The following is a 20,802-nucleotide window of genomic DNA, read 5'->3' on the forward strand; positions in this document are numbered from 1 at the left end:
GAGACGCAACCCTTTGCGTCTCTTTCCCGGATGGTTTTGCGTCTCTTTCCCGGATGGTTCTGCGTCTCTTTCCCGGATGGTTTTGCGTCTCTTTCCCGGATGGTTTTGCGTCTCTTTCCCGGATGGTTCTGCGTCTCCTTCCCGAATGGTTCTGCGTCTCTTTCCCGGATGATTTTAAAAAATTGCTGACGCTCAGATGATTGCTGACGCGTGATGAGACGCAAAATCTTGCGTCTCTACATGGGGGTTACGTGACCTGCACTGGCGCGGGGTAGCCGCCCGGTGGACGGACGTAGCCCCGACCCGTGATGCGTTCGCCCAACACGTCGTAGTAGCCCGATTCGAGTGCGGGTGCTACCGTATTCAGCCCGTCAACGTATTTGTTGTACAGGCAAAACAGGGCGGCAATCAGCACCGTATCGTGAATTTCGCGGTCGGTAGCTCCGGCAGTGCGGGCGCGGTCGACGACCTCCGGCGTGACGGCCCGGCCCGACTGCTGCGTGAGGGCGGCAATCTGAAGCAACGCCTTTAGCTTCTCGCTGATAGGCGCGGTTTCGAGGTCGGCTTTCACGGCGCGGGTCGTGTCGGTTTCGCCCAACAGCAGGTCGGCGGCTTTGGTATGGGCCGCTTCGCAGAAGTTCGTGCAATTACGCGACGATACCAGCGCGGCAATCAGTTCGCGTTCGCCCGTACTCAGGGTCGATTCTCCGCGCAGCAAAAGCTGCGTGAGTTCGCGAATGGGTGCGGCAGTATCGAGCCGGTATTCGAGCAGGCCCGTAATACCCGGCAGGTGCGGTGGCAGCGGAATGTGTGGCATAGGTTTCAGAACCAGGATTAGCCGGGATTTGCGAGATTAAACAGGATTTTACGCTGCGCTTTTTCGATCACATAAAGAAGCACAGCGTAGCATCTTGTTTTAATCTTGGCAATCCTGGCTAATCCTGGTTCTGATTAAAGTCCCGACCCGTCGGCTTTGCCGCGTAGTACGGCGTAAGAACCGATGTTTTTGCCACATTGCAGACCCACTTCGCAATCAGAGCGGAAGTGAATCATGCCGTATACCCGCGATTCAGACGCTTCTTTGGCGGCTGCCGTAAACTCATTGGCCCGGTTGGGGAAGATATAGCCCAGCACCTCAGCCGCTGCCCCGGAGAACGTGGAGTGCCCCGACGTATAGCTGGGGAAGTTGGGCAGGCCAACCGACGTTTTGACGCCAAACTGCTGTGGGCGGGGCGTGTAGTAGTAGAACTTTGTTTCCCAGCAGCAGACGCCCGCATCCTGCAACGTTGTACCCAACAAAGCCAGCGTCCGGGCCATGCGTACTTCGCTGAATTTAGCATCGTGGGCAGCATTGGCAGCATAGCGATGCCAGTGGCCGGGGGGCGTGTAGCTACCCGCGCCATCGGCCCAGTAGTTGGCAATTCGTGCCTGTTCGCGGGTTTGGTTTTTCTGGATGTTTTGCAGTTCTTCCAGTTCTTTCCTGAACTGTTCAGAGCCGGGTTGCGGAGCCACACCAGGCCGAATTTTCACCAGCGTAGCCCGGTCGAAATTCCACAGGCCAACGGCTCCGTAGTTGGGCAGCATGGGCGGGCGGGCCGGGCTTTCCTGACTCTCCCAAACCATCGATTGTCCACGTTCTTTAGCTGCGGCAATCATACCCGCCGTCAGCGTCTGGTTGTTGGCGGCTCCCATGCCATCGGTGCGGGCGCGGGCCATGACGCGGGCACCCACCTGCGTACCGAGATCGGCACCAGCCGTAATGTCGCTCTGGACGTTCATACCGGCCCACAACCGACTCCACTGATGCTCAGCTAATTTACCGGCCAGATACCCCACTTCGCCGGGGAACATCGCCACCAGAATGGCATACGATGCGTTGGCAACAACAGCATCTTCCGACGGATATGATGGCAGTGCCGACACAGGCAACGAAGGCTTCACCGCAGCATCTATTCTGCTGGGAGCCAATCGATTGAACTGGTATTTATAATTCCACGCAGCAACAAGCGCATCGTACTGGGCCACGCTCAGGTAAGCCAGTGTGCGGGCCGCGTAGGGCGGATTGGCAAACGGAAATGCCGGATCGGCCAGCGGGTTATTCGCATCCGGTACGGGGTACTTACCCTCGGCGTTCGATGCGGGGGGTAGGTTATATTTTGCCGCCAGTTCGCGGGCAATTTCGTTCCATCGATACACAGCTCCTGCGCCCCAGTACTCGACCGCAGCGCGTTGTTTGTCGCTCAGGTTGACCGACGAGTTTTTGAGGTTGGTCAGTTCCGTCTGATAAGCCGTTGAGGTTGTTGCGGCTGGCGATGCAATGGTTACTGCCGTGGGGCTGGTCAGGATGTATGTTTTCCAGGTGCCCGCGCTGGCATCGACATCAGCCGGTGCATAAGCCGGGCGCACCGGTTCGGTAATTGTTTTGTCGCAGGAGGTCAGCACCAGCGATACGCCGAATGCAGTTAAGCCTGCCAGAAGTATAGTACGAAAGTTCGGTTTCATCGGAATGCTTAGTTTACGGCGAATTGATACAACACACCCACCATGAAGCTGGTGCTTTGGCCCACATTACGGCCATCGGTTACGTAGGCTACGCGGGCATTGACGCCTATGTTTTTAGGCTGAAGTTTACCATACCAGCCTACCTGCGTTGCCTGCATGTTGTTGGTTGGATACGGCATATCGTTCCGGCGAATGTCGTCGCCACTTAGCCCGGCCATTCGTTCTACGAACACCTCCGTTTGCCACTTCTTACGCAGAACACCGACCCGTGCAGCCGCATCGTACATGTTCGGAATCTGCATTTCGCTGCTGTTCCAGAGCCGCCCGTTCGTAAAATGCGAATCGCGGTCAACGTTGATATTGCTCCGCCACGTATACGAACCGTGTGTGGTTACGTACAGGCCGGTTGTCGGGTGCGTGTAGTTGAGCAGCAAACGTCCTGTGGCCGTGCGCGACTGTAAACCAATCGACATCGGCAGAAAATCGGGTACATACCGGCTAACGGGCAGCGAACCACCGACCAGCGCGTGAACCGAAAACCCGTTGTATTGATACAGATTCGCTTTGAGCCAGGCCGACAAATCCTGAATACCCCGCTGCCCCATCAGATTACCGGCAGAGGTGCTGGTCCAGACATAAGGCAGGTTGAGAATCAGATTCAGCCGGTTGGTGATCCCGATGGCGGGCATGACAGACAGGCTCTGCGTGGTGTGCGTACCGATGTTGAAGTTTTCGCGTTTACGCGTTCCTTCCCAGTACGACGTCCAGGAACTTTGGCCGTACATACCTGCGATACATACGGTTTTTTTAGGCATGTAAATGGCATCGGTCGGCATTTGCGCCCAGGCCGATGTACTTACACACAGCGTACCAGCCAACGCCAGCACGAGGGTATATGTTGATTTCATGAAAAATGAATGTCTGAATGTGATGGAACCGCATCGGCGGACCGATGGATTAGACAGATGTACGAGACCATACGCCGAGTGTTGAACAGACGCAGTAAATCCTGTTAAATCAGTAAAATCCAATAAATCCTGGTTCAGACTTCGGGAGGGGGCGAAAACACCGGCAGAGCGCGGTGCAGCAGCAGGGCGGGCATGTCGGGAATCCGAACGGTTGCGCGCCAGGAGGGCGATAGGAACTGGAAAATGGCTCGCGGATTGGGCGAGTATTCTTTGAGGAGAAACTTCAGAAATTGATTGGCTTTTTTACCCGTGTCGCTGGCCTGACCAACGTGTTCATTCAGAAATGAGAGCAGATCACCCTGCCAGAACGAGCGTTTGCCACCATCGAGGGCGGTGATATGCAGTTGTTCGCCGTGAATTTCCAGGCTTATTACGTCGTAATAGCGGCCTTTGTAGGCAAATCCTTCGGTGGTTGTGCGGGTGATGGCGTTGGCATCGTGCGGACCGTCGAGCGGAATCTGAAACTCGACCATGCTATCGACCGACCGATACACCGATAACCGCTCCGACAGGTCGTGTTCGGCCTGCCACCACGCTCCTACCACCACCAGCACGTAGGCCAGCGTGTGATACAGCAGTAGTACAAAGAGACCGATGGAGACGACTTTCTTCACAGAGTATCGGGTAAATTTATTCCAAATATAATGCTATGTTTTGAAACAATACCAAACATTGATGAGTTATACGCAATTTTTAGGCCAACCTAAGGCGTGTACAGCCAAACCCCAATCTCCGACAGGTCGAAGTTGGCCGCCCAGGTAGCTTGCAGCAGGTGCAGGTAACGATGGTCCTGTGCCGGGTTTCGAATCAGGTTCTGGTAACAGTAGCCCAGTTCTATTTTGCCAAACTTGCCCGTGTTATAGCCAATGCCCGTGTAGACCCAATCTTCGCCATAAAACGCGTTTTTTGCACTGATCGGGCTATTTTTGGCCCCCGACAGGCATAAAAAAAACTCGTTGGAAGCCGTTGCGTACCACCCTTTCAACGTTTCTTTTGGATTGTATAGCGGATAGGTAAATCCTACCTGATAGCGAAACAACTGTGCATACGACCATTGTCGCGTGCGCGTGTTGAGCGGGTATCGTTCCTCATAACGCATTCTATGTGAGAGTTTTAAACGTCCCAACTGCGGTACGGCGTGGGTCACTACGGCCTGCGCCCACAGCCGGTTTTCGTTGACGCGCAAACCAAACAAATTGTGTTTTACGTAGGCGTACCCCAACCCAATTTGTAAAGCAGGGGTTATCTTATAACTCAAACTGGGTTGCAGGTAATATTGCAGGGCCGTAGCGGGGTATTTGCCCATGTCCATATTCAGCCGGTAGGTATCATAGGTAGCTGAAACAAACAGGTTATATTGCAGCTTCTGACCCAAACTGCCCGACTGTGAAATAGCCGGAAAAAAACCGAAAAATTTCCAGTTCTGCGCCCGGCACAAGGGGCTGATGAACAGATAACAGCAGAGAAAGAGGTAGCGCATAAGGGTGAGACAGGAACAAAAGTCCTTTACCAAAATGTGTGCCAACTCGTTTATGCGTCAACAACTGGCCTTTCCGCTGAGAATGACTATTTTTGTAGGAAGCACAGCCGTATGATTTACGACAACCACAATCGCCCCATTACCTACCTCCGGCTGGCCGTGACCGACCGGTGTAATCTGCGGTGCTTTTACTGTATGCCCGAAGAAGGCATCAAGTACCTGCCGAAGCATCAACTGCTGACTTACGAGGAGATGGAGCGGCTGGTGCAGGTACTGGCCCGGCTGGGTGTATCGAAGGTCAGAATCACGGGTGGAGAACCGTTTGTGCGCACGGGCCTGATGGACTTTATGCACCGGCTGGCCGCTATCGACGGGCTAACCGACCTCTCTATGACTACCAACGGCGTGCTGACCGCTCCGCACGTAGCCGACCTGGCCGCGCTGGGCGTGAAAGCCGTGAACCTCAGCTTAGACACCCTCGACCGGGAACGTTTTCATAAAATTACCCGGCGCGACGAACTGCCCGCCGTACTGAATACGCTCGACGCTCTGCTGAAGGCGGGTATCGAGACAAAGATCAACGCGGTGGTTATGGACGGTCAGAATACGCAGGACATTGTGCCGCTGGCCGAACTTACCCGCAACCTGCCCGTTGATGCGCGGTTTATCGAAGAAATGCCCTTCAACGGCGAAGGAAGCCATTACCCCGTGCTGCACTGGACCCACCGGCGCATCGTCGACGAACTGCGGGCGCACTTCCCCGACCTGCACAAACTGCCTGACCCGCCGTTCTCAACGGCCAACAACTACCAGATTCCGGGCCATCAGGGCACCATCGGCGTAATTGCCGCTTTCAGCCGGACGTTCTGCGGCACCTGCAACCGTATTCGCCTGACCGCTCAGGGAACGCTCAAAACCTGCCTCTACGACAATGGCGTATTAGATGTTCGTGCGCTCATAAGGGCCGGTGCTACCGACGACGACCTGACGGCGGCTTTCCTGCGGGCGTTTGCCCATCGCCCCGCCAACGGTTTCGAGGCCGAACAAAGTCGGGGCGTCGTTACCGAGTCAATGTCAACAATTGGGGGGTAACTTTTAAGAGGAACACGGATTGAACGGATGGTGCGGATGAACACGGATTTATTTGTCTTGTACAAACATCTGTGTTCATCTGCACCATCCGTTCAATCTGTGTTCCCCTTAATCGAAGCTGCCGACCATATTGCGGTGCAGCGTTTTCGCGCTCCACTGTCCGCCAGCAATGATACGCCGTATGGTTTGCAGCGGCATATTTGGGTCTAACTTCTTGTCCGACAGGGCAAATGAAATCAGGTAGCCGCGTTTTTGCAGTTCGGGCAGAGCGGCTTCGTTCCACAGCCCGAACGGATAGGCGAAATAGCGCACCGGCTTGCCCGTAATGCTTTCCAATTTGGCGTTTGGTTCTTCGATTTGCGTTTTCCAGTCGTCGCCCTGGTATTTTTTCACGTTGTGGTGGTCCCACGTATGCGCCCCGATGGTGTGGCCCCGGTCGGCAAGGTCTTTAAGCTGCGTTTTATCCATGTACGGCTGTTTTCCCCGCCGACCAATGGCTACCGTCATGATAAAAAAAGAAGCCTTGAAGCCGTGTTTGTCCATAATCGGTACGGCGGTTTCATACTGATCGAGGTTGCCATCGTCGAAACTAATCATGACCGGCTTTTTGGGCAGAGCCGCGCCCGTGGTCAGGTAGGCATAAAGCTGATCGGGCGAAATGGCCGTATAACCGCTGTCGGCCAGCATCTGCATGTGTTCGTTAAACACCTGCGTTGGAATGATGTAATCGCGGGCCGATTTCGAGTCTTTTGGTCGCCAGTCGCGCACCTGATGGTAGCACAGCACCGGCACCTGCGGGCGGGCAATGATGGTGGCCGCATCGGCAACCGGAACGCCGGACCGTTTGCTGGCCGGAATTTTAGTTGGATCAGCCGGTGCAGACGTGGTTGTGCTGGCGTTGGTTTCGTCTGATTTGCTGGCAGAAACCGAATCGGCGGTGGTTGTGGTGGCTTCCGTGGCCGATGAACCTTTCGACTGGCAACCAGTCAGGCCATTCATGACAAGGGTAGATAAAGCAAGGGCGGTTAGACCGGGTAATAATTGACGAGTAAGCATAGCGGATTAGTATACCCCCAAACATACGGAAAAGGTTGAAACTTTTTTGCCAATCTTTTGTGAGATTATCGACCGTCCCGGCACTATGAGGCAACACTGCTTATATTGGGGTAGGCGGTTCAACGGGTGACCTGTTAACGGGCGGGCACCCGTTGTTTTTTTTACCCGACTATGGTAGCCATGCCTCCTTTAGTTGTTTCGGGGTGTTCAGGACTGGCAGGCCGATTGCCTCGTAAGAACGAAATAGCTGCCGCCAGCAGAACTACGCCCGTCAGGGTCCAGTACACAGATTGCATACCCGTCAGTTGCGCGGTAGGGCTAACGGCATCGCCCCCGTGCGTCAGGGCATACCGGTTGCGAATGCTGTACCAGATAGCAGCCGCCAGCGCAATGCCCACCACAAAACCCATATTTCGCATAAACGCAATCATACTGCTGGCAATACCACGCTCCGACAACGGAGCCGAATTGAGCGCACTGCTGCTGTTGGGCGACTGAAACAAGGCAAACCCGCAGCTAATGAGGGCCGTCCGCCAGACTACATCGTGCCAGTCCCAGTCGGCTTGCAGAAACGAAAAGGCGAAATAGCCCGAGGCTGTCAGTAACAGGCCCGCCGTTGCCAGCCAGCGCGTTGGCAACCGGCTCGACAGGTAGCCGCCGATGGGAGCTACAATGCTGAGTGTCAGCGGCCCTGACAGCAACACCAAACCAGCTTTCTGGGGCGTAAAGCCTAAAAGCTGCTGCAAGAAGAACGGAATTATGAACAGATTGCCGCCCGACGCCACAAACCCCAGCCAGGCCGCCACAATGGCCGACGTGTAAGGGCGGCTCTGAAACAGGCTAAGTTTCAGCATGGGAGCGGGGGTGCGGCTTTCCCACCAGAAAAATCCTGTTAGCAGCACAACCCCGGCACTCAACATCCCCAATACCAGCGGATTATTCCAGCCGTATTCAGGTTCAGGGCCAAAGTCCAGGCCCGTTAGCAGGGTAATTATACCGACCAGAAACAACCCCGCTCCCACCAGATCGAACGATTGTTGCGGCTGTCTTGGACTCGCGGGAAGCACCACCGACGCCCGCCAGATGGCAAGCATACCAATGGGAAGGTTGACGAAAAAAATGCTCTGCCAGCCGAAATTCGCCAGCAGCAAGCCGCCCGCCACCGGCCCCGCACTCGAACCGGCAGCTACGACCGCACCCATCAGCCCCAGTGCCTGACCGCGCTCGGCAGGGGCAAACGTATCGGAAATAATAGCCGGGCCAATGGCAAAAATCATAGCCGCGCCCAGGCCCTGCACAACCCGAAACGTTATCAGAGAGCCAATATTCCACGACAGCCCGCACAGCAGCGACCCCAGCACGAAAATGGCAAAACCCGTGATGTACATCCGTCGCCTACCGAGCCAGTCGGAGAGTTTACCCATAATGAGCAGGGTGCTGGTAGTAGTGAGCAGGTAACTGAGAATTACCCACTCTACACTGTCGCCTGCGTTCAGTTCGCGCCGGATGGTGGGCAGGGCAATGTTGACAATGCTGCTGTCGAGCGTTGCCATAAAGGTTCCGAAGGCCAGCGTAGCCAGCACCAGCCATTTGTTCGGCTTCGTCGGGGCAGAAACGGTTGTGTTGGCAGTCAAAGCAAAGTCAGAAGACAAACGCTATTTTTGTAACTGTATCTTCGGCGGGGTTGTTCAGCGTGGTGAATCGTTCTTTCCTCTTTCTTTCTTCGTATGTTTGATTATGATTTACGTTATAACGCCCCGCTCCATTTATGAAAAATATGTCTGCCTCGCTACTACTATTCATCTGCTTCTATTCATCTGCTTCGGCTATGGACAAGGTCAGTCGGTGCCGTCCCTGTCGAAGCCAGGCGAAGGTGCTTATCTGAAAGGCGAACTGATTTACCCGCTCGATAATCGGCCTACGCCCGAAGTTCACGCATCGACGCTTGTCGAAACGTCTTCGGGCATAGTAAGTGCTTTTTTTGCAGGCACTTACGAACGCCACCGCGACGTGGGCATTCGGGTATCGCGTTTGGCAAACGGGCGGTGGACCAGGCCCGAAGAAGTAGCGAATGGCATAGTGAATGATACGTTACGCTATCCGTGCTGGAACCCGGTGCTGTTTCTGCCCAAAGGTGGCCCCCTGATGCTGTTCTATAAAGTAGGCCCCAGCCCAAGCACCTGGTGGGGTATGCTCATGACCTCGACCGACGATGGCCGAAGCTGGTCGAAACCGCGCAAATTGGGCGAAAACAAAGCCGTTGGGCATTTACTCGGCCCCGTAAAAAACAAACCCGTGCAAGTAGCTGATGGCACCATCATCTGCCCAACGAGCCTCGAACGCGACCTGCCCGATGACAAAGACGACGATTGGCGGGTCTATTTCGAGATCAGCAAAGACCTCGGCCAAACGTGGTCGGTGGTAGGGCCTATCAATGACGGTGTAGAATTCGACGCCATTCAGCCCAGTATTCTGACGTATCCCGACGGAAAACTACAGGCCATTGGGCGCACCCGGCAGGATGTCATTTTCCAGACATGGTCGACAGATCAGGGCAAAAACTGGAGCAGGCTCACCTCGCTGGGTCTGCCCAATCCGAATGCCGGCACCGATGCCGTAACGCTACGCGACGGGCGGCAATTACTCGTTTACAACCACACCACCAAAAAAGGCAGCGAACCCAAAGATCGGAATATGCTGAATGTGGCCCTCTCAGCAGATGGCAAAACCTGGAAGCCGGTGATGACGCTGGAAAACGTACCGAACGAAAACGGCTACTCCTACCCCGCCGTCATCCAGTCGGCAGATGGTAAGGTACACATAACCTATACGTACAACCGCTACTCGGTCAAATACGTCGTACTCGACCCATCGAAACTGACCTTATAAATGATTTATTTGGATAACAACGCCACGACCCGCATCGACCCGCGTGTGCTCGATGCGATGATGCCGTTTCTGACCGACAACTTCGCCAACGCGGCCAGTACGCACCCGTTTGGTGTGGGCGCGAGCGAGGCCGTAAAGCGGGCACGGCAACAACTGGCCGATCTGCTGAACTGCGAGACGCACGAGTTGGTGTTTACGTCGGGCGCGACCGAGGCTATCAATCTCGCGATCAAGGGCGTAGCCGAACGGACCGATACAAATCGCAAACACATCGTGACGGTGCAGACCGAACACAAAGCTGTGCTGGACGTATGCCATTACCTCGAAACGCGCGGCTTTGCCGTAACGTACCTGCCCGTTCGGCCTGCCTGGGACGCCGACGCGGGGTTGATTGACCTGAACGAACTGAAAGCGGCTGTTGGTCCCGATACGCTGCTGGTGTCGGTCATGCTGGTCAACAACGAAACGGGCGTGATTCAGCCAATTAAGCAAATCGCCGACATTGCTCATGCTGCCGGTGCCTTTTTCATGACCGACGCCACACAGGCCGTAGGTAAACTACCCATCGATGTCGATGCCCTCGGAATCGACCTGCTTGCGTTTTCGGCGCACAAGTTTTACGGTCCCAAAGGCATAGGCGGGTTATTCGTGCGGCAACGCAGGCCCAACAAGGTAAAGCTGGAGGCTGTTTTGCACGGGGGCGGTCACGAGCGCGGCCTACGCAGCGGCACCCTAAACGTACCGGGCATTGTAGGCATGGGCGCAGCAGCATCCCACGTAGAGACGCAAAGGGTTGCGTCTCCTGACCGGATGGCTGGGCTGACGCATAAAGAGACGCAACATCTTGCGTCTCTACGCGACCGATTAGAAACCGAACTGCTGACGATTCCCGGCACCCGTATCAACGGCAATCAACAGCACCGGCTGTACAACACCACCAACATTCTGTTTGAAAACTGCGACTCCGACGCGCTCATTATGGGATTGGAAGGCATTGCCGTATCGAATGGTTCGGCCTGCACAGCCGCCAGCATCGACCCGTCGCACGTGTTACTGGCTATGGGCCTGAGCGAACAGGAAGCGTTTTCATGTCTGCGCTTCAGCGTAGGCCGCTTCAACACCGAAGCCGACATCACGGCCACAGTTTCGGCGGTAAAACACGTAGTGGAGGAGTTGCGGGCGTTAGTGTGAAGGAATCTCGCAACTACAAAATTGTAATTTTCAGACGGGTATGGTGTTGAATTATCTGAAAATCTGAGCGGTTGAATGTGATTAGTTCATCGCAAAATTCCTCCGCAATACCTGTATGCAGACAGTCGTTACTGTGGTGGAAACTGACCTGATAAGCGATTTCGGCGGCTCGCTTGAAATGTTTCAGCGAGACGGCTTCCGGGTTGGTCAAGTAAAACTCTGAGAGTTGACCGCTAATTTTTTCCCGGTTAATTTTCAGTTTTGCCAGCACAAACGATAATTCGTTGAGCGACAAGGTAGAAATAAAAAACAGGCCATCGCTAATAGCCTATTCAATCAGTTGAATTGCCTATTTGTGCTTTTCGGTATCCTGTTGAGTGCAATAGTGTACGAGCACATCGGTGTCAAAATAAATCATCAGTGATTGCCCTCCCAATTCATTTCGTCAATCAGCTTATTAATGTCAATATCAGCCGAAATTTCGGCTGGCGGATATTTTTCGCGGAATTCGCGCATACGTCGTAACACCTCTGCGGAATTGTAGCGAGGCTGCGCATCCTGCCTTACCGTTATTGTAATAGGTTGGTTTCTGTCAACAAAAAGGGATTCTATTTTAGCCAGAATTTTCTCCGAAAATTCATCAGGCTTCAAAACAAACGTGGCTTCCATTTCGGTTTGAATTTGCTGTCAGCAAGATAACGAAATTTCTCTCGTTATTACTCGCTATTCTGTAAGTTAGCTGTGCAGAAGTGGTACAGCAGTCACTAAACATGTCAATCCGAAAAGCGCATAACGATGGGATTCATTAAAGAACCGGAAGGCGTCGATTTTGTGATAAAGGGAGAACCTTTAACCGAATCGCAGAAGCAGATTATCAGCGACTTTATCAAAGCAGATAAAGCGCAGAAGGCATCAGCTATAATTCGGCGCGGAACGCAGAACGGATGTAAAAAGCGGGCTGGACATACGGCTTAGTGTATTGAACCAGCAGGCTACGTCGCGGTGCGGTTAGCTGTCAGCAAGATAACGAAATTTTGGGGCGGGTATCTACCAGATTGCCGCGACAAAAGAAGATGCCCGAATATCGGGATCGTTCGTAATAACCGAAATAGTTAACCACCGGGCAGTAGCAGCAATAAGCCGATCATGAAGTTCGGGAATATCGATCATTACTGAACTCGCTTCGATAATGTCGAGCGTGAGTGGCTCAAAACGATACGCAGGGTATTGAGCTAAATGCTGCTTCAAATCCGTCAGCGAAACATCAACACGACCTTTTGCCGATAGATAGCCAACTTCAACAACTACCATTGCTGGCACTACGATTTGGGTAAGTCCAAGGTCTGCTGATTGAAAAAGCTGTTTGATAAATAGGGGCATTTTGCGCTTGCTCAAATACAGCACAATCGCCATTGTATCGGTAACGTACTGACTCATTCTTTCGGGAATCTTTGGTCAAAATCAGCAAATTCTTCTTCGAGATGCTGCATCTCATGGATACTCATCTGGCGAAGCTCCTCCCCGATAGACGCTGTATCGAATGGCTGTTGCTGACGGGCTTTTCGGCGCATAAATAGCACAAAATCAGCTACCTCGCTCAGATACGACTGCGGCAAGTCTTTGATACCTTCTGTAATAAGCTGCTTTAAATCAACTGGTGATTCCATCTTGCTGTGCGCTTAGCTGTCAGCAAGATAACGAAATTTTGGGACGAGTGGTCACGGTACGGCAGGTAGTTCAACTAAGTCAACTCGTTCGTTTCCTCTCATTTTGCTATACTCCGTTAGAACATAATCTACGTCGTGGTCTAATCCGAGCAGATACTTAATGTACTCTCTAAGAAATTTCACCGAACTCTTACTAATCATTGTTTTTTTGGCGGGGTTCCATATGACATCGCTCCAATATTCTCCGTTCAAGCTATCATCTATTTTGGTAAATTGAGTCCAAAACGTTTTTGTTTCATCCTTCTGTTTCTGCCATTGATGATATCCATCCGCTAATATTTCAATTCCAATTGGCCTAAAAAGCATAGACCCTCCTTCTTTACTCCTATAATCTGCAACGGTACTACTTCTATCTAAAAGCACCGCTTTGTAAGCCGAAACGTTGCTTACAGCTTGTTCCCAAAAGCTCAAACTAATTTGATAAAGATTTTCTGTTATCTCCTCAGCAGGTCTGATGTCTCGAAACTTATACACATCGCTGTAAAGCAACTTGTTGACCTCTCGCAGATTGAGTATAGATGTCAATTCTGTAGCCTCAGCACTGATATTTGGCGTGGCATTCAACGCTATAAATTCGTCCTTTGCGAAAGGCACAAACTCAGCATATAGCCTACGTGTGTTAATATCTACTGGATTGTCTTCATTCGTTATCAGGTCATCTAAGCCAGATACTTTTAACGCTTTTGTGTTGATTTCGGAAAATAATCGACGCGTTCTTACTTTTCCCTCCTTTGTATCATTGTGCGCTACAATGACGACTGGTAACTCATCATTACGAAATTTATTCGACTGCTGATCTAAGGCTTGTTTGATACCATCAATCCGGTGTTGACCATCTATGGAAAATAACTTCTCAGAACCAGTCAATTCTAATATGCCGATTGTATCAAGTATGTGTTCATCCAATTCCATCTCAGGAACAGCCGATGGGGCAAAGTCGAATCTATACCAGTTTGGATTTCCTCCATATAGACCAATAATAATAGAGTTGAAGAATCTCGTCTTTTCTCGGATCAAATAATCCTTGATCTTTTTTGAACGTTTAGACAGATCACGTTGAAGAACATCATCTAACGTTTTATACTCCCGTATAGAATGGTCGTTGTCAATTCGTTCAATAATTTCATGAAACGGAATAACCGTCTGGTAAAATATCCAGTCCCCAATAACTCCTTTGATTGCCGGGAGTTGTATTGCTTTGTTAATGCTCATATACTGCTCATATACTGCTCGGACGATGCGTTCTAAACCTTGTGGATACTTTGAGTTAATTGGGGGCATAAATGCAGTTAGAAATAAATCTTCTATTTCTTTTCTACCTTTCTTGTTTAACCCAGGAAACTCAACATAATTGAAGTAGAGGTGATCAGGATAATCATCTATTACTGCATGTACTTTATACTGAGCAGATTTTGGGTTATGAATTTTCTTCAAATAATCCCCATAACGTACTCTTAAGTCTTGTGCCTCTCCAACATAGAACAGATAATTTATGAATTCTGCATTGATCTTCTTCGGCGATGCAGTGAACATGTACAAGCCCTCCACTTCAGGAATCTCATCTTGATTTGCTACCTCAAACTTCATCTGCTTCCATACAAGGCCATTGTACAAAGTTGTCAATGTCTCCCACTTTTCAGGACAAGCAATAAACTGACGCCTATAGAAAATTAACGTTTTCCTCGTTCCTCTATTTGTTACAGGGTCAAAATAGTCAGTCATACGTCAACAATCACTTATTAAACCGTTCCAACTTCACCAACTCACCGCGTTTGAATTCTTTTAGGCTCATCACGGCCTGGCCGTTTTCGATCTTTTCCATGCTGCGGGCTAAAGTCAGGGATTCCTTTTCGCCGAACCCTAAGAAACGGGCCATCTGCCGGATGTTCTTGTCTTTGATGTTCAGCAAAAACACGTTGGCGCAGTTAGCCGAGAAATCCATGTCGGCCTGAATGAATTCCTTGATTTGCTGCGACAACAGCACAACCATCACACCCTTCGACCGTACCTGCCGTAGCATTTCATCGAGCAAGGCCCGCGACTTGCCCTCGCGGAAAATCACGTTCGCTTCGTCAATCAGGAATACGTAGCGGATGGCCTGCAAGGGGTTGCCCATGCTATCGGGTTCAACGGGGGCCTCCTCCATGTTCATGAAGGTGTTATAAACGTAGTTGATGAGCAGGAACGTAGCAGTGTACCGGATCGAGTCGTCTAAGTTGGCTCCTAAGCTGACGTAGTAGTTGCGGTTCAGGAAACTGTCTTTGGCATCGGTGGCCGGGGCGAACAGTTCGAGTTCGCTCAGGCTGTCCATAATCTGCGTCAGTACGCCGGGTTTGCCGCCCGTTACGTCTTTCAAATGCTCGTTTACGTCGGCCAGCGTGGGATATTCGCCCAATTTTTTGGCTTCGAAGGCAGCCCGAGTAGCTTCTTTCAGTTGCTGCTGCTGCACGGGTCCCATACGAGCCGCATAACGCATAATGATATCCACAAACTTGCTGATGCCCTGTATTTTGTTCTTCTCGTTTACATTGTCGATAAACGTGAGCGGGTTGAACGGAAACGGCGTTTGCGGTACGTCGAGATATACGGCGCGGGTGGCGTCGAAGAACGATTGCCGACGCGGGAGGTCAGCGGGTTGCAGCCCCTTGAAATCTAAATAAATGAAGTTTACGGCCCCGTTCGATACGTCGGAAACCTGTTGCAGCAGACTTAGCGCGAACTGCGTTTTGCCGCTACCCGACTCGCCCGCTACGGCAATGTGGGCGTTGCTGTGCAGTTCGACCATGTTCAGGATGGCCGTTAGCTGTTCGCCGGTTTCGATATCGTAGCCAACGTTGACCCGGAGCGGGCCGCTGAAATAATTCTTATGAATGTTCTGGTGGCGGTTCGTTACGGGCGTAACGGGCACGTCGGCGTCTTCGAGGGCTTCGATGCCACGCTCTACCTCATCGAACAGGAAGTCAAGCCCGGTGTAGGTTTTGTTCTGCTCAAACAGCTTCGCCATCAGTTCAAGCCCGTGGTCGAGGTGCATTTTAATGTAACGACCTACGTTACCATCGGTTTTCGGGATACCGTATTGCTGACAAATTAGTTGTTAAGATTTGTAATATTCTGATAAAAATTCGTTATTTTAGAGTCTAAATTCAGGCCATGAATCCACGTTTTTTAACTGCCGTAATTTTATTCGTGAGTGCATACTCACCATTGTTTACTATACTCATTATCAAGGACTTTGATTTTAAATACGATTCATTCAAGCACCCGAATATTGCTTATACATCAATTGGACTTGTAGCCCTATCCATCGCTTTATTATTTTATAGTGTGAATAGTATAAAAGCTGGAAATACTGTCTTCAAGATAAACTCAGTTAAGGCTCGCTCAGGGGAGTTTATAAACTATACCGTACCCTACCTTCTCTCATTTTTTGGCGAGAACCTTGATGATTTGGGAGACGTGCTCTCGCTTGGCATTTTCTTGACAACCATTTTAGTAATAACCATTCGATCAAAGTCAGTATTTATCAATCCAGTATTGGCGTTCGCTGGCTACGGTTTGTACGATGTAGACTATACGTATGACGGAAAAGTATTTTCTACAACTGTTTTGAGCAAATTAGATATAGAGACCGATAAAATTTACTATGTTCGCATGATTTCTAAATTTCTATTCTTTATAGTTAAGCGACATGACGGTCGACCAGCCCAGCAACCTTAAACAGAAACTTAACGGTCTCAAACGCATCAATTTTGATAATCTTTCAACACAACTCGTTGTTGTTAAAGCTGTAAACCGTAATCGCCAATTTAGATATACATTACGGTACGTACCGATAGAAGACAAGTTATCTCAACGTCTTCATAACTTAATGCAACGTAAAGTCGAGTCGGCTAATATATGTACTGAATATACTCTCGACTGTCTCGAACCTGAAGTAGACATGGTACTGGGCATGGAGCGTAGTGAAACAGATTTTTCGATAATTGCAGAGCAGCTTAGTGAATTAGATCCTAACGTAGACATAATCCAGGACGTAAAAGAGCTTGAACAATCAAGTTCATACCTAATTGTGATGCGTGACACAGAAGGTATTCAGCTTATCGGCTTTAAAGTATTGCCCGAAAATTGGAAAGCCAAAGGTCGAAAAAACCTCATCTCCTTACTTTTTAAAGGCAATGAATTTATAGACTTGGATGAATCTCCCGTATTTAGTATATCGAAGACTATTGATGTAGTATCTTTTGAGGACACCCTGTTCATCCTATCGAAGAAGGAGTTCGAGCGTGGGCTGAATTATCGTGAAGGCATGAAAAACAGCGCACAAGAATTCTATAACGACGTTGATGTTCAGAAACTCTTTGTTAATCTTGATTCTCTTACAAATAAGGTAGGAGATAATATACGACTAATGCGTAAAGTCGCTCATGTCAAAAAATTAGGCTACTACAAGGATCCTGCATTTATCCTCAGATTATGTGAAGTGTGTACTAACCGAGATTGGCACGAAATTTCTTTTGTGAATAGCCAAATCGTTCTTTCGGAAGATAATATTGAGGCTGTATTGACTATACTGGCGGATCAGCGATTACTGTCAGAATTAACTTCTAATATTTACGATGTAAATAGTGCCAAAAGATTTAACAATAACAGGTAAGTTAGTATTTGTATATATTCTCCCGATGCCACGCAAACGCTTCTAAATCTGGTAGATAACGCTCGTCCTTGGGTAATTGAATTTGCACATCTGCCAATGCTTTCAAGCTGTATGTGCTACGTTCGTTTTCGACAAATGTGCGCGAAACTACAACGCGATAATTATCATCAATCGAGATCGCGCCTTTGTCAAATGCCCGGTGCAGATTTGGGCAAAGGGCGATGCCGTTGGTTGGGTGGTTGTTGAATTTCTTGTAGAATGGTACGATGTGGCAGGCATCTATCATCGAAAAAGAATACGGAGCTGATACGCGAATACCTGATATACAGCACGTATCGTTGTAGAGCCGGACAATCTCACGCCGGAACAACGTATCGCGGGAGTAGACTTCGATTTGATATGTCTCCGGGTCAAGTCGCGTTTTCAGAGCTTTGAACTTGGCCTCATATTCGGCTGGCGATTCTTCCAGCATCTCCCGCTTCAAATCAGCTAAGTGGTTGTCGGTATCCGCAACTTGATACGCTATCTGGTTAGGGAAATACGTATTTAGCAACACCTTACGCAGCACGTTACGTGTTGGCTCGTTCTTCAGTAGTTCAGATAGGTTCGGGTCGATTTGTGCGTAGGCAACGGCTGCGCTTAAGTTGGCGAACGTGGTGAGTTTGCCGTTTTGCACCCAAATTTCACAACCAGTATTTGCCACCAACTCCCACCAGTTACCTTTTTCATTTTTCAGGTGAAAGAACGGCAAAGCAAAACCAAGCGTGTGCCCGGACGTAACGAGCAAATTCCAGTTCGATTTGAATAGTGACGTTAATTCTGGCGAGATAGGTATTTGATTTGTAGTGAGCAGTTTAGTTTCGTATGCCTGAATAACAGTAAGTAACAGTATCGGTTTGTGCGGGGCTTTCTCTTCAACTTTCCCACCTCCCCGATTGAGGTTTGAAAAAGCATAAACGTAATAGTCGAGTATATTTTCAGACATGAACGGTATTTTCTATACGTCGTGCAATAAAATTCTCAAGCCGCGTTTCCAGGTCCTGTTGCAGGCCGCGTTTGCGGATGAGCAGGGCTTTGTTTTTCTGGAGGGTCAGCATTTCCTGAATCAGTTCTACGTGTTCGGGTTGGTCGGCGCAGGCTTCGCGCAGCAGTTCTTCTTCCCGGCGCAGTTTCTCAACGTGCTTACTCATGTCAATGTCGGTGTTGTAGATACGGTTATAAATGTCGGCTACTTTGGGGTTGAAAATACTGTCGCGAAACCAGGTTAGCTGAATAGCCACCAACTCCTGATGCGTAATGAGTTCGATAACATCGCCCTGGGTTTCCTGAATTTCTTTCTGCGCCTGCAGCAGCATATCCAGAAACTCGGCCCTGATTTTGGGCGTGTACGGCCCCCAGGTGTTTTCGTCCTCTTCTTTAAAGGCACTGTCGGTACGACGGCGTTTCTCGCGGGAATCGCGGTTCGAGCGTTCTGTGAGCAGGCGATTCCGTAATTCCACAAGCGGTTCCATCCAGTCGTCACCATTGCCGATGAGTCCTTCCATACTTTTATCCCGGCTCACTACGGTGCAGACCCAGCACCCGAACCGGCTGTTGCCGCAGGAGGGCGACGACTCATCGATTACAAGCGGGCAGTCGCCAGAGTTGGCGTTGCGGTAGAGCGTCACAAGTTCCTTGTGCGTGCCACCCCACGGGGGCGATACCTGCATTAGATACTGCCACAGTTCGGGCGTTTCGATGTCTTTAATGGGCGCATAGACAAACGCGTTGGGCAATAAATGCTTACGTAGACGCTGCCCTTTTAACTCGTGTCGTTTCATGGAGCGGGCACGGGTTTGGCTTTCATCGGAGCGCGTACCGAGCAAAATAATAGCCTCGCCTGCCTCGCTGATTTTTTCCTGAATAAAACGCGTCGTCGGATTTATTTTCAGCCGTTCGGTACACCACCGGAACGAATTAACCGGCGCGGGGTAGCCTTTGCCAATCAGGTTTACCCAAAACGTATCTTCAAGCCGGGGCGTAGTGCGGTGGACAGTAATTGGCATTCCCTGCTCAGTGGCAGCTTTTTGCAACAGTTCGAGCGTTCGGTTGATGAAGTTGACAATCTTCGGATTTTCAACCAGTGTATCATTGCAGACAACGTAGATTCTACGATTGCGCGACATGGGGTCAATTTTCATCAACGCCCGCCAAACCATCTGCAACAACATAGTAGAATCTTTGCCGCCACTAAAGCCAATAATCCACGGACGTGGGTTCTCGTCGTAGAGATATTGATCGATGATTTCGGATTCGATAAACGGTAGCTTGAGCGACATAACGGTGGAGCAGGTTTGGCGAAAGTAGTACTATAGCCCGAAAAAATAAACTTCTGACAGTAGTTAATTGTACAAAGGTGTCGAAAATTACCGTTCGGCAGCGTTGCGACCAACGCAAAAATTTGTTCCCTCTCCGCAACTCGCTGTGCTGTTGCCTGTTAAACCTTCGCCCCCGTTCGTTTGTCTTTGTTATGTAATCGCGTAATTTGGCGGCTACGAAACAAAACCCCGCTTAAGTCAAAATAGCTATGAAAACGCTTCAATCCAACGGCACTGTTTGGGCACTTGCTTTACTGCTGTCGGGCAGTACGCTGATGGCCTGTGCGCAGGCAACCTCTACCGGCACTACCAGCACCACCCCAAGTGGTGGGCGCGTTGCCAGCACGTCGCAAACGGCGTTGGTGGCTCCGCTCCGGCAGATGGTCACCAAGTTGCAGCGCCTGCAACCTACCGGCGATCCTGATTTCGATTTTGCGATGCAGGCTAAAATCCACGCGCAGGGCGAACAGGATTTGCTGAAACAGGCCGCCCAAACGAACGAAGATTCGGCTCTGAAATCCATGACAACAGCCCTGCTCACTGATGTTCAGTCCGACATTACGCAGGTAGACGGCATTATGCGGCAAATTAAACCGGCACGCCCCAATCAGGCTTATACGCAACAACAGAGCCGAAACGTTGAAGCGATGAACCTGAAAATACAACAGGCGACAACCGGCGACCGGCTCGCGGCCACGGGCGATCAGTACATTATCGGGCTGCTGCTCGACCACCGGCAGGATGCCGTTGACATGGCAAGCACTTATCTGCAATATGGTCGCAACGCCAGCCTGCGTACCTATGCTCAGGAGTTAGTCGATTCTGCTAAAAAAGAAATGGAGCAGTTGAAAGGGCTGAAGAAGTAATGGAACACCCCACCCCAACC

The 20,802-nt window shown here is 50.6% G+C and carries 21 protein-coding genes; 7 read left to right on the top strand and 14 right to left on the bottom strand.

The window, feature by feature from the left end; all coding sequences use genetic code 11:
- Positions 1 to 247: 247 nt before the first annotated feature.
- The 5 genes from AWR27_RS15035 to AWR27_RS15055 form a co-directional block, all read right to left on the bottom strand.
- Positions 248 to 817, bottom strand: coding sequence for a carboxymuconolactone decarboxylase family protein (locus AWR27_RS15035; RefSeq protein WP_077131922.1), 570 nt, complete (start codon positions 815 to 817; stop codon positions 248 to 250).
- A 134-nt stretch (positions 818 to 951) separates the two neighbouring features.
- Positions 952 to 2,502 (bottom strand): phosphatase PAP2 family protein, encoded by a 1,551-nt coding sequence (locus tag AWR27_RS15040; RefSeq protein WP_077131923.1) that lies wholly within the window; start codon positions 2,500 to 2,502, stop codon positions 952 to 954.
- Between the two features lie 8 nt (positions 2,503 to 2,510).
- Positions 2,511 to 3,410: a hypothetical protein gene (locus AWR27_RS15045; RefSeq protein WP_077131924.1), complete on the bottom strand. Its 900-nt coding sequence runs from the start codon at positions 3,408 to 3,410 to the stop codon at positions 2,511 to 2,513.
- Positions 3,411 to 3,544: 134 nt separating this feature from the next.
- Positions 3,545 to 4,084 (bottom strand): hypothetical protein, encoded by a 540-nt coding sequence (locus AWR27_RS15050; protein WP_077131925.1) that lies wholly within the window; start codon positions 4,082 to 4,084, stop codon positions 3,545 to 3,547.
- A gap of 89 nt (positions 4,085 to 4,173) precedes the next feature.
- Complete coding sequence (locus tag AWR27_RS15055) at positions 4,174 to 4,950, bottom strand: DUF2490 domain-containing protein (RefSeq protein WP_077131926.1); 777 nt, start codon at positions 4,948 to 4,950, stop codon at positions 4,174 to 4,176.
- 111 nt (positions 4,951 to 5,061) lie between these two features.
- Between AWR27_RS15055 and moaA the strand changes: the two genes are divergently transcribed.
- Positions 5,062 to 6,042 (top strand): GTP 3',8-cyclase MoaA, encoded by a 981-nt coding sequence (gene moaA / locus AWR27_RS15060; protein WP_077131927.1) that lies wholly within the window; start codon positions 5,062 to 5,064, stop codon positions 6,040 to 6,042.
- Positions 6,043 to 6,150: 108 nt separating this feature from the next.
- Here moaA and AWR27_RS15065 read toward each other — a convergent pair whose 3' ends face one another.
- Together AWR27_RS15065 and AWR27_RS15070 are read right to left on the bottom strand one after the other, a co-directional pair.
- A complete protein-coding gene (locus tag AWR27_RS15065) occupies positions 6,151 to 7,098 on the bottom strand; it encodes a polysaccharide deacetylase family protein (protein WP_077131928.1) in 948 nt (315 codons plus the stop codon).
- 161 nt (positions 7,099 to 7,259) lie between these two features.
- A complete protein-coding gene (locus tag AWR27_RS15070; RefSeq protein WP_232325844.1) occupies positions 7,260 to 8,750 on the bottom strand; it encodes an MFS transporter in 1,491 nt (496 codons plus the stop codon).
- 85 nt (positions 8,751 to 8,835) lie between these two features.
- Here AWR27_RS15070 and AWR27_RS15075 point away from each other — a divergent pair, with 85 nt between their 5' ends.
- Positions 8,836 to 9,987, top strand: a complete 1,152-nt coding sequence (locus AWR27_RS15075; protein ID WP_083732868.1) for a sialidase family protein — start codon at positions 8,836 to 8,838, stop codon at positions 9,985 to 9,987.
- Positions 9,988 to 11,178 (top strand): cysteine desulfurase family protein, encoded by a 1,191-nt coding sequence (locus AWR27_RS15080; RefSeq protein WP_077131929.1) that lies wholly within the window; start codon positions 9,988 to 9,990, stop codon positions 11,176 to 11,178.
- Between the two features lie 417 nt (positions 11,179 to 11,595).
- Here the strand turns inward: AWR27_RS15080 and AWR27_RS15090 are convergent, their stop codons facing one another.
- Positions 11,596 to 11,847, bottom strand: coding sequence for a hypothetical protein (locus AWR27_RS15090; RefSeq protein ID WP_077131931.1), 252 nt, complete (start codon positions 11,845 to 11,847; stop codon positions 11,596 to 11,598).
- A gap of 126 nt (positions 11,848 to 11,973) precedes the next feature.
- Here AWR27_RS15090 and AWR27_RS15095 point away from each other — a divergent pair, with 126 nt between their 5' ends.
- Positions 11,974 to 12,153: a hypothetical protein gene (locus tag AWR27_RS15095; protein ID WP_077131932.1), complete on the top strand. Its 180-nt coding sequence runs from the start codon at positions 11,974 to 11,976 to the stop codon at positions 12,151 to 12,153.
- A 72-nt stretch (positions 12,154 to 12,225) separates the two neighbouring features.
- On the opposite strand, the gene AWR27_RS15100 is transcribed toward AWR27_RS15095, so the two are convergent.
- The 4 genes from AWR27_RS15100 to AWR27_RS15115 are packed head-to-tail and all read right to left on the bottom strand — an operon-like array spanning position 12,226 to position 15,936.
- On the bottom strand, positions 12,226 to 12,615 hold the full coding sequence (locus tag AWR27_RS15100) for a PIN domain-containing protein (RefSeq protein WP_077131933.1): 390 nt from the start codon (positions 12,613 to 12,615) through the stop codon (positions 12,226 to 12,228).
- Positions 12,612 to 12,845 carry a hypothetical protein gene (locus AWR27_RS15105; RefSeq protein WP_077131934.1) on the bottom strand — a complete coding sequence of 78 codons (234 nt, stop codon included), beginning with the start codon at positions 12,843 to 12,845 and terminating at the stop codon, positions 12,612 to 12,614. Before AWR27_RS15105 ends, AWR27_RS15100 begins: the two co-directional genes overlap by 4 nt.
- Positions 12,846 to 12,896: 51 nt before the next feature.
- Positions 12,897 to 14,627 carry a DGQHR domain-containing protein gene (locus tag AWR27_RS15110; protein ID WP_077131935.1) on the bottom strand — a complete coding sequence of 577 codons (1,731 nt, stop codon included), beginning with the start codon at positions 14,625 to 14,627 and terminating at the stop codon, positions 12,897 to 12,899.
- 10 nt (positions 14,628 to 14,637) lie between these two features.
- Entirely contained in the window at positions 14,638 to 15,936 is a 1,299-nt protein-coding gene (locus AWR27_RS15115; RefSeq protein WP_077131936.1) for an ATP-binding protein, read from the bottom strand.
- A gap of 119 nt (positions 15,937 to 16,055) precedes the next feature.
- On the opposite strand from AWR27_RS15115, the gene AWR27_RS15120 reads away from it, so the two are divergent.
- Entirely contained in the window at positions 16,056 to 16,622 is a 567-nt protein-coding gene (locus AWR27_RS15120) for a hypothetical protein (protein ID WP_077131937.1), read from the top strand.
- On the top strand, positions 16,594 to 17,559 hold the full coding sequence (locus AWR27_RS15125; RefSeq protein WP_077131938.1) for a Kiwa anti-phage protein KwaB-like domain-containing protein: 966 nt from the start codon (positions 16,594 to 16,596) through the stop codon (positions 17,557 to 17,559). Before AWR27_RS15120 ends, AWR27_RS15125 begins: the two co-directional genes overlap by 29 nt.
- Position 17,560: 1 nt before the next feature.
- Here AWR27_RS15125 and AWR27_RS15130 read toward each other — a convergent pair whose 3' ends face one another.
- Together AWR27_RS15130 and dndC are read right to left on the bottom strand one after the other, a co-directional pair.
- The gene (locus AWR27_RS15130) at positions 17,561 to 18,544 is read right to left on the bottom strand and encodes an HNH endonuclease (RefSeq protein ID WP_077131939.1); all 984 of its coding nucleotides are present in this window, start codon (positions 18,542 to 18,544) and stop codon (positions 17,561 to 17,563) included.
- Complete coding sequence (gene dndC / locus AWR27_RS15135) at positions 18,537 to 19,877, bottom strand: DNA phosphorothioation system sulfurtransferase DndC (protein ID WP_077131940.1); 1,341 nt, start codon at positions 19,875 to 19,877, stop codon at positions 18,537 to 18,539. The genes AWR27_RS15130 and dndC overlap by 8 nt, the downstream gene beginning before the upstream one ends.
- 248 nt (positions 19,878 to 20,125) lie before the next feature.
- Between dndC and AWR27_RS15140 the strand changes: the two genes are divergently transcribed.
- A complete protein-coding gene (locus AWR27_RS15140) occupies positions 20,126 to 20,782 on the top strand; it encodes a DUF305 domain-containing protein (protein ID WP_077131941.1) in 657 nt (218 codons plus the stop codon).
- Positions 20,783 to 20,802 lie beyond the last annotated feature (20 nt).

The organism is Spirosoma montaniterrae (assembly GCF_001988955.1).
Lineage (GTDB): Bacteria > Bacteroidota > Bacteroidia > Cytophagales > Spirosomataceae > Spirosoma > Spirosoma montaniterrae.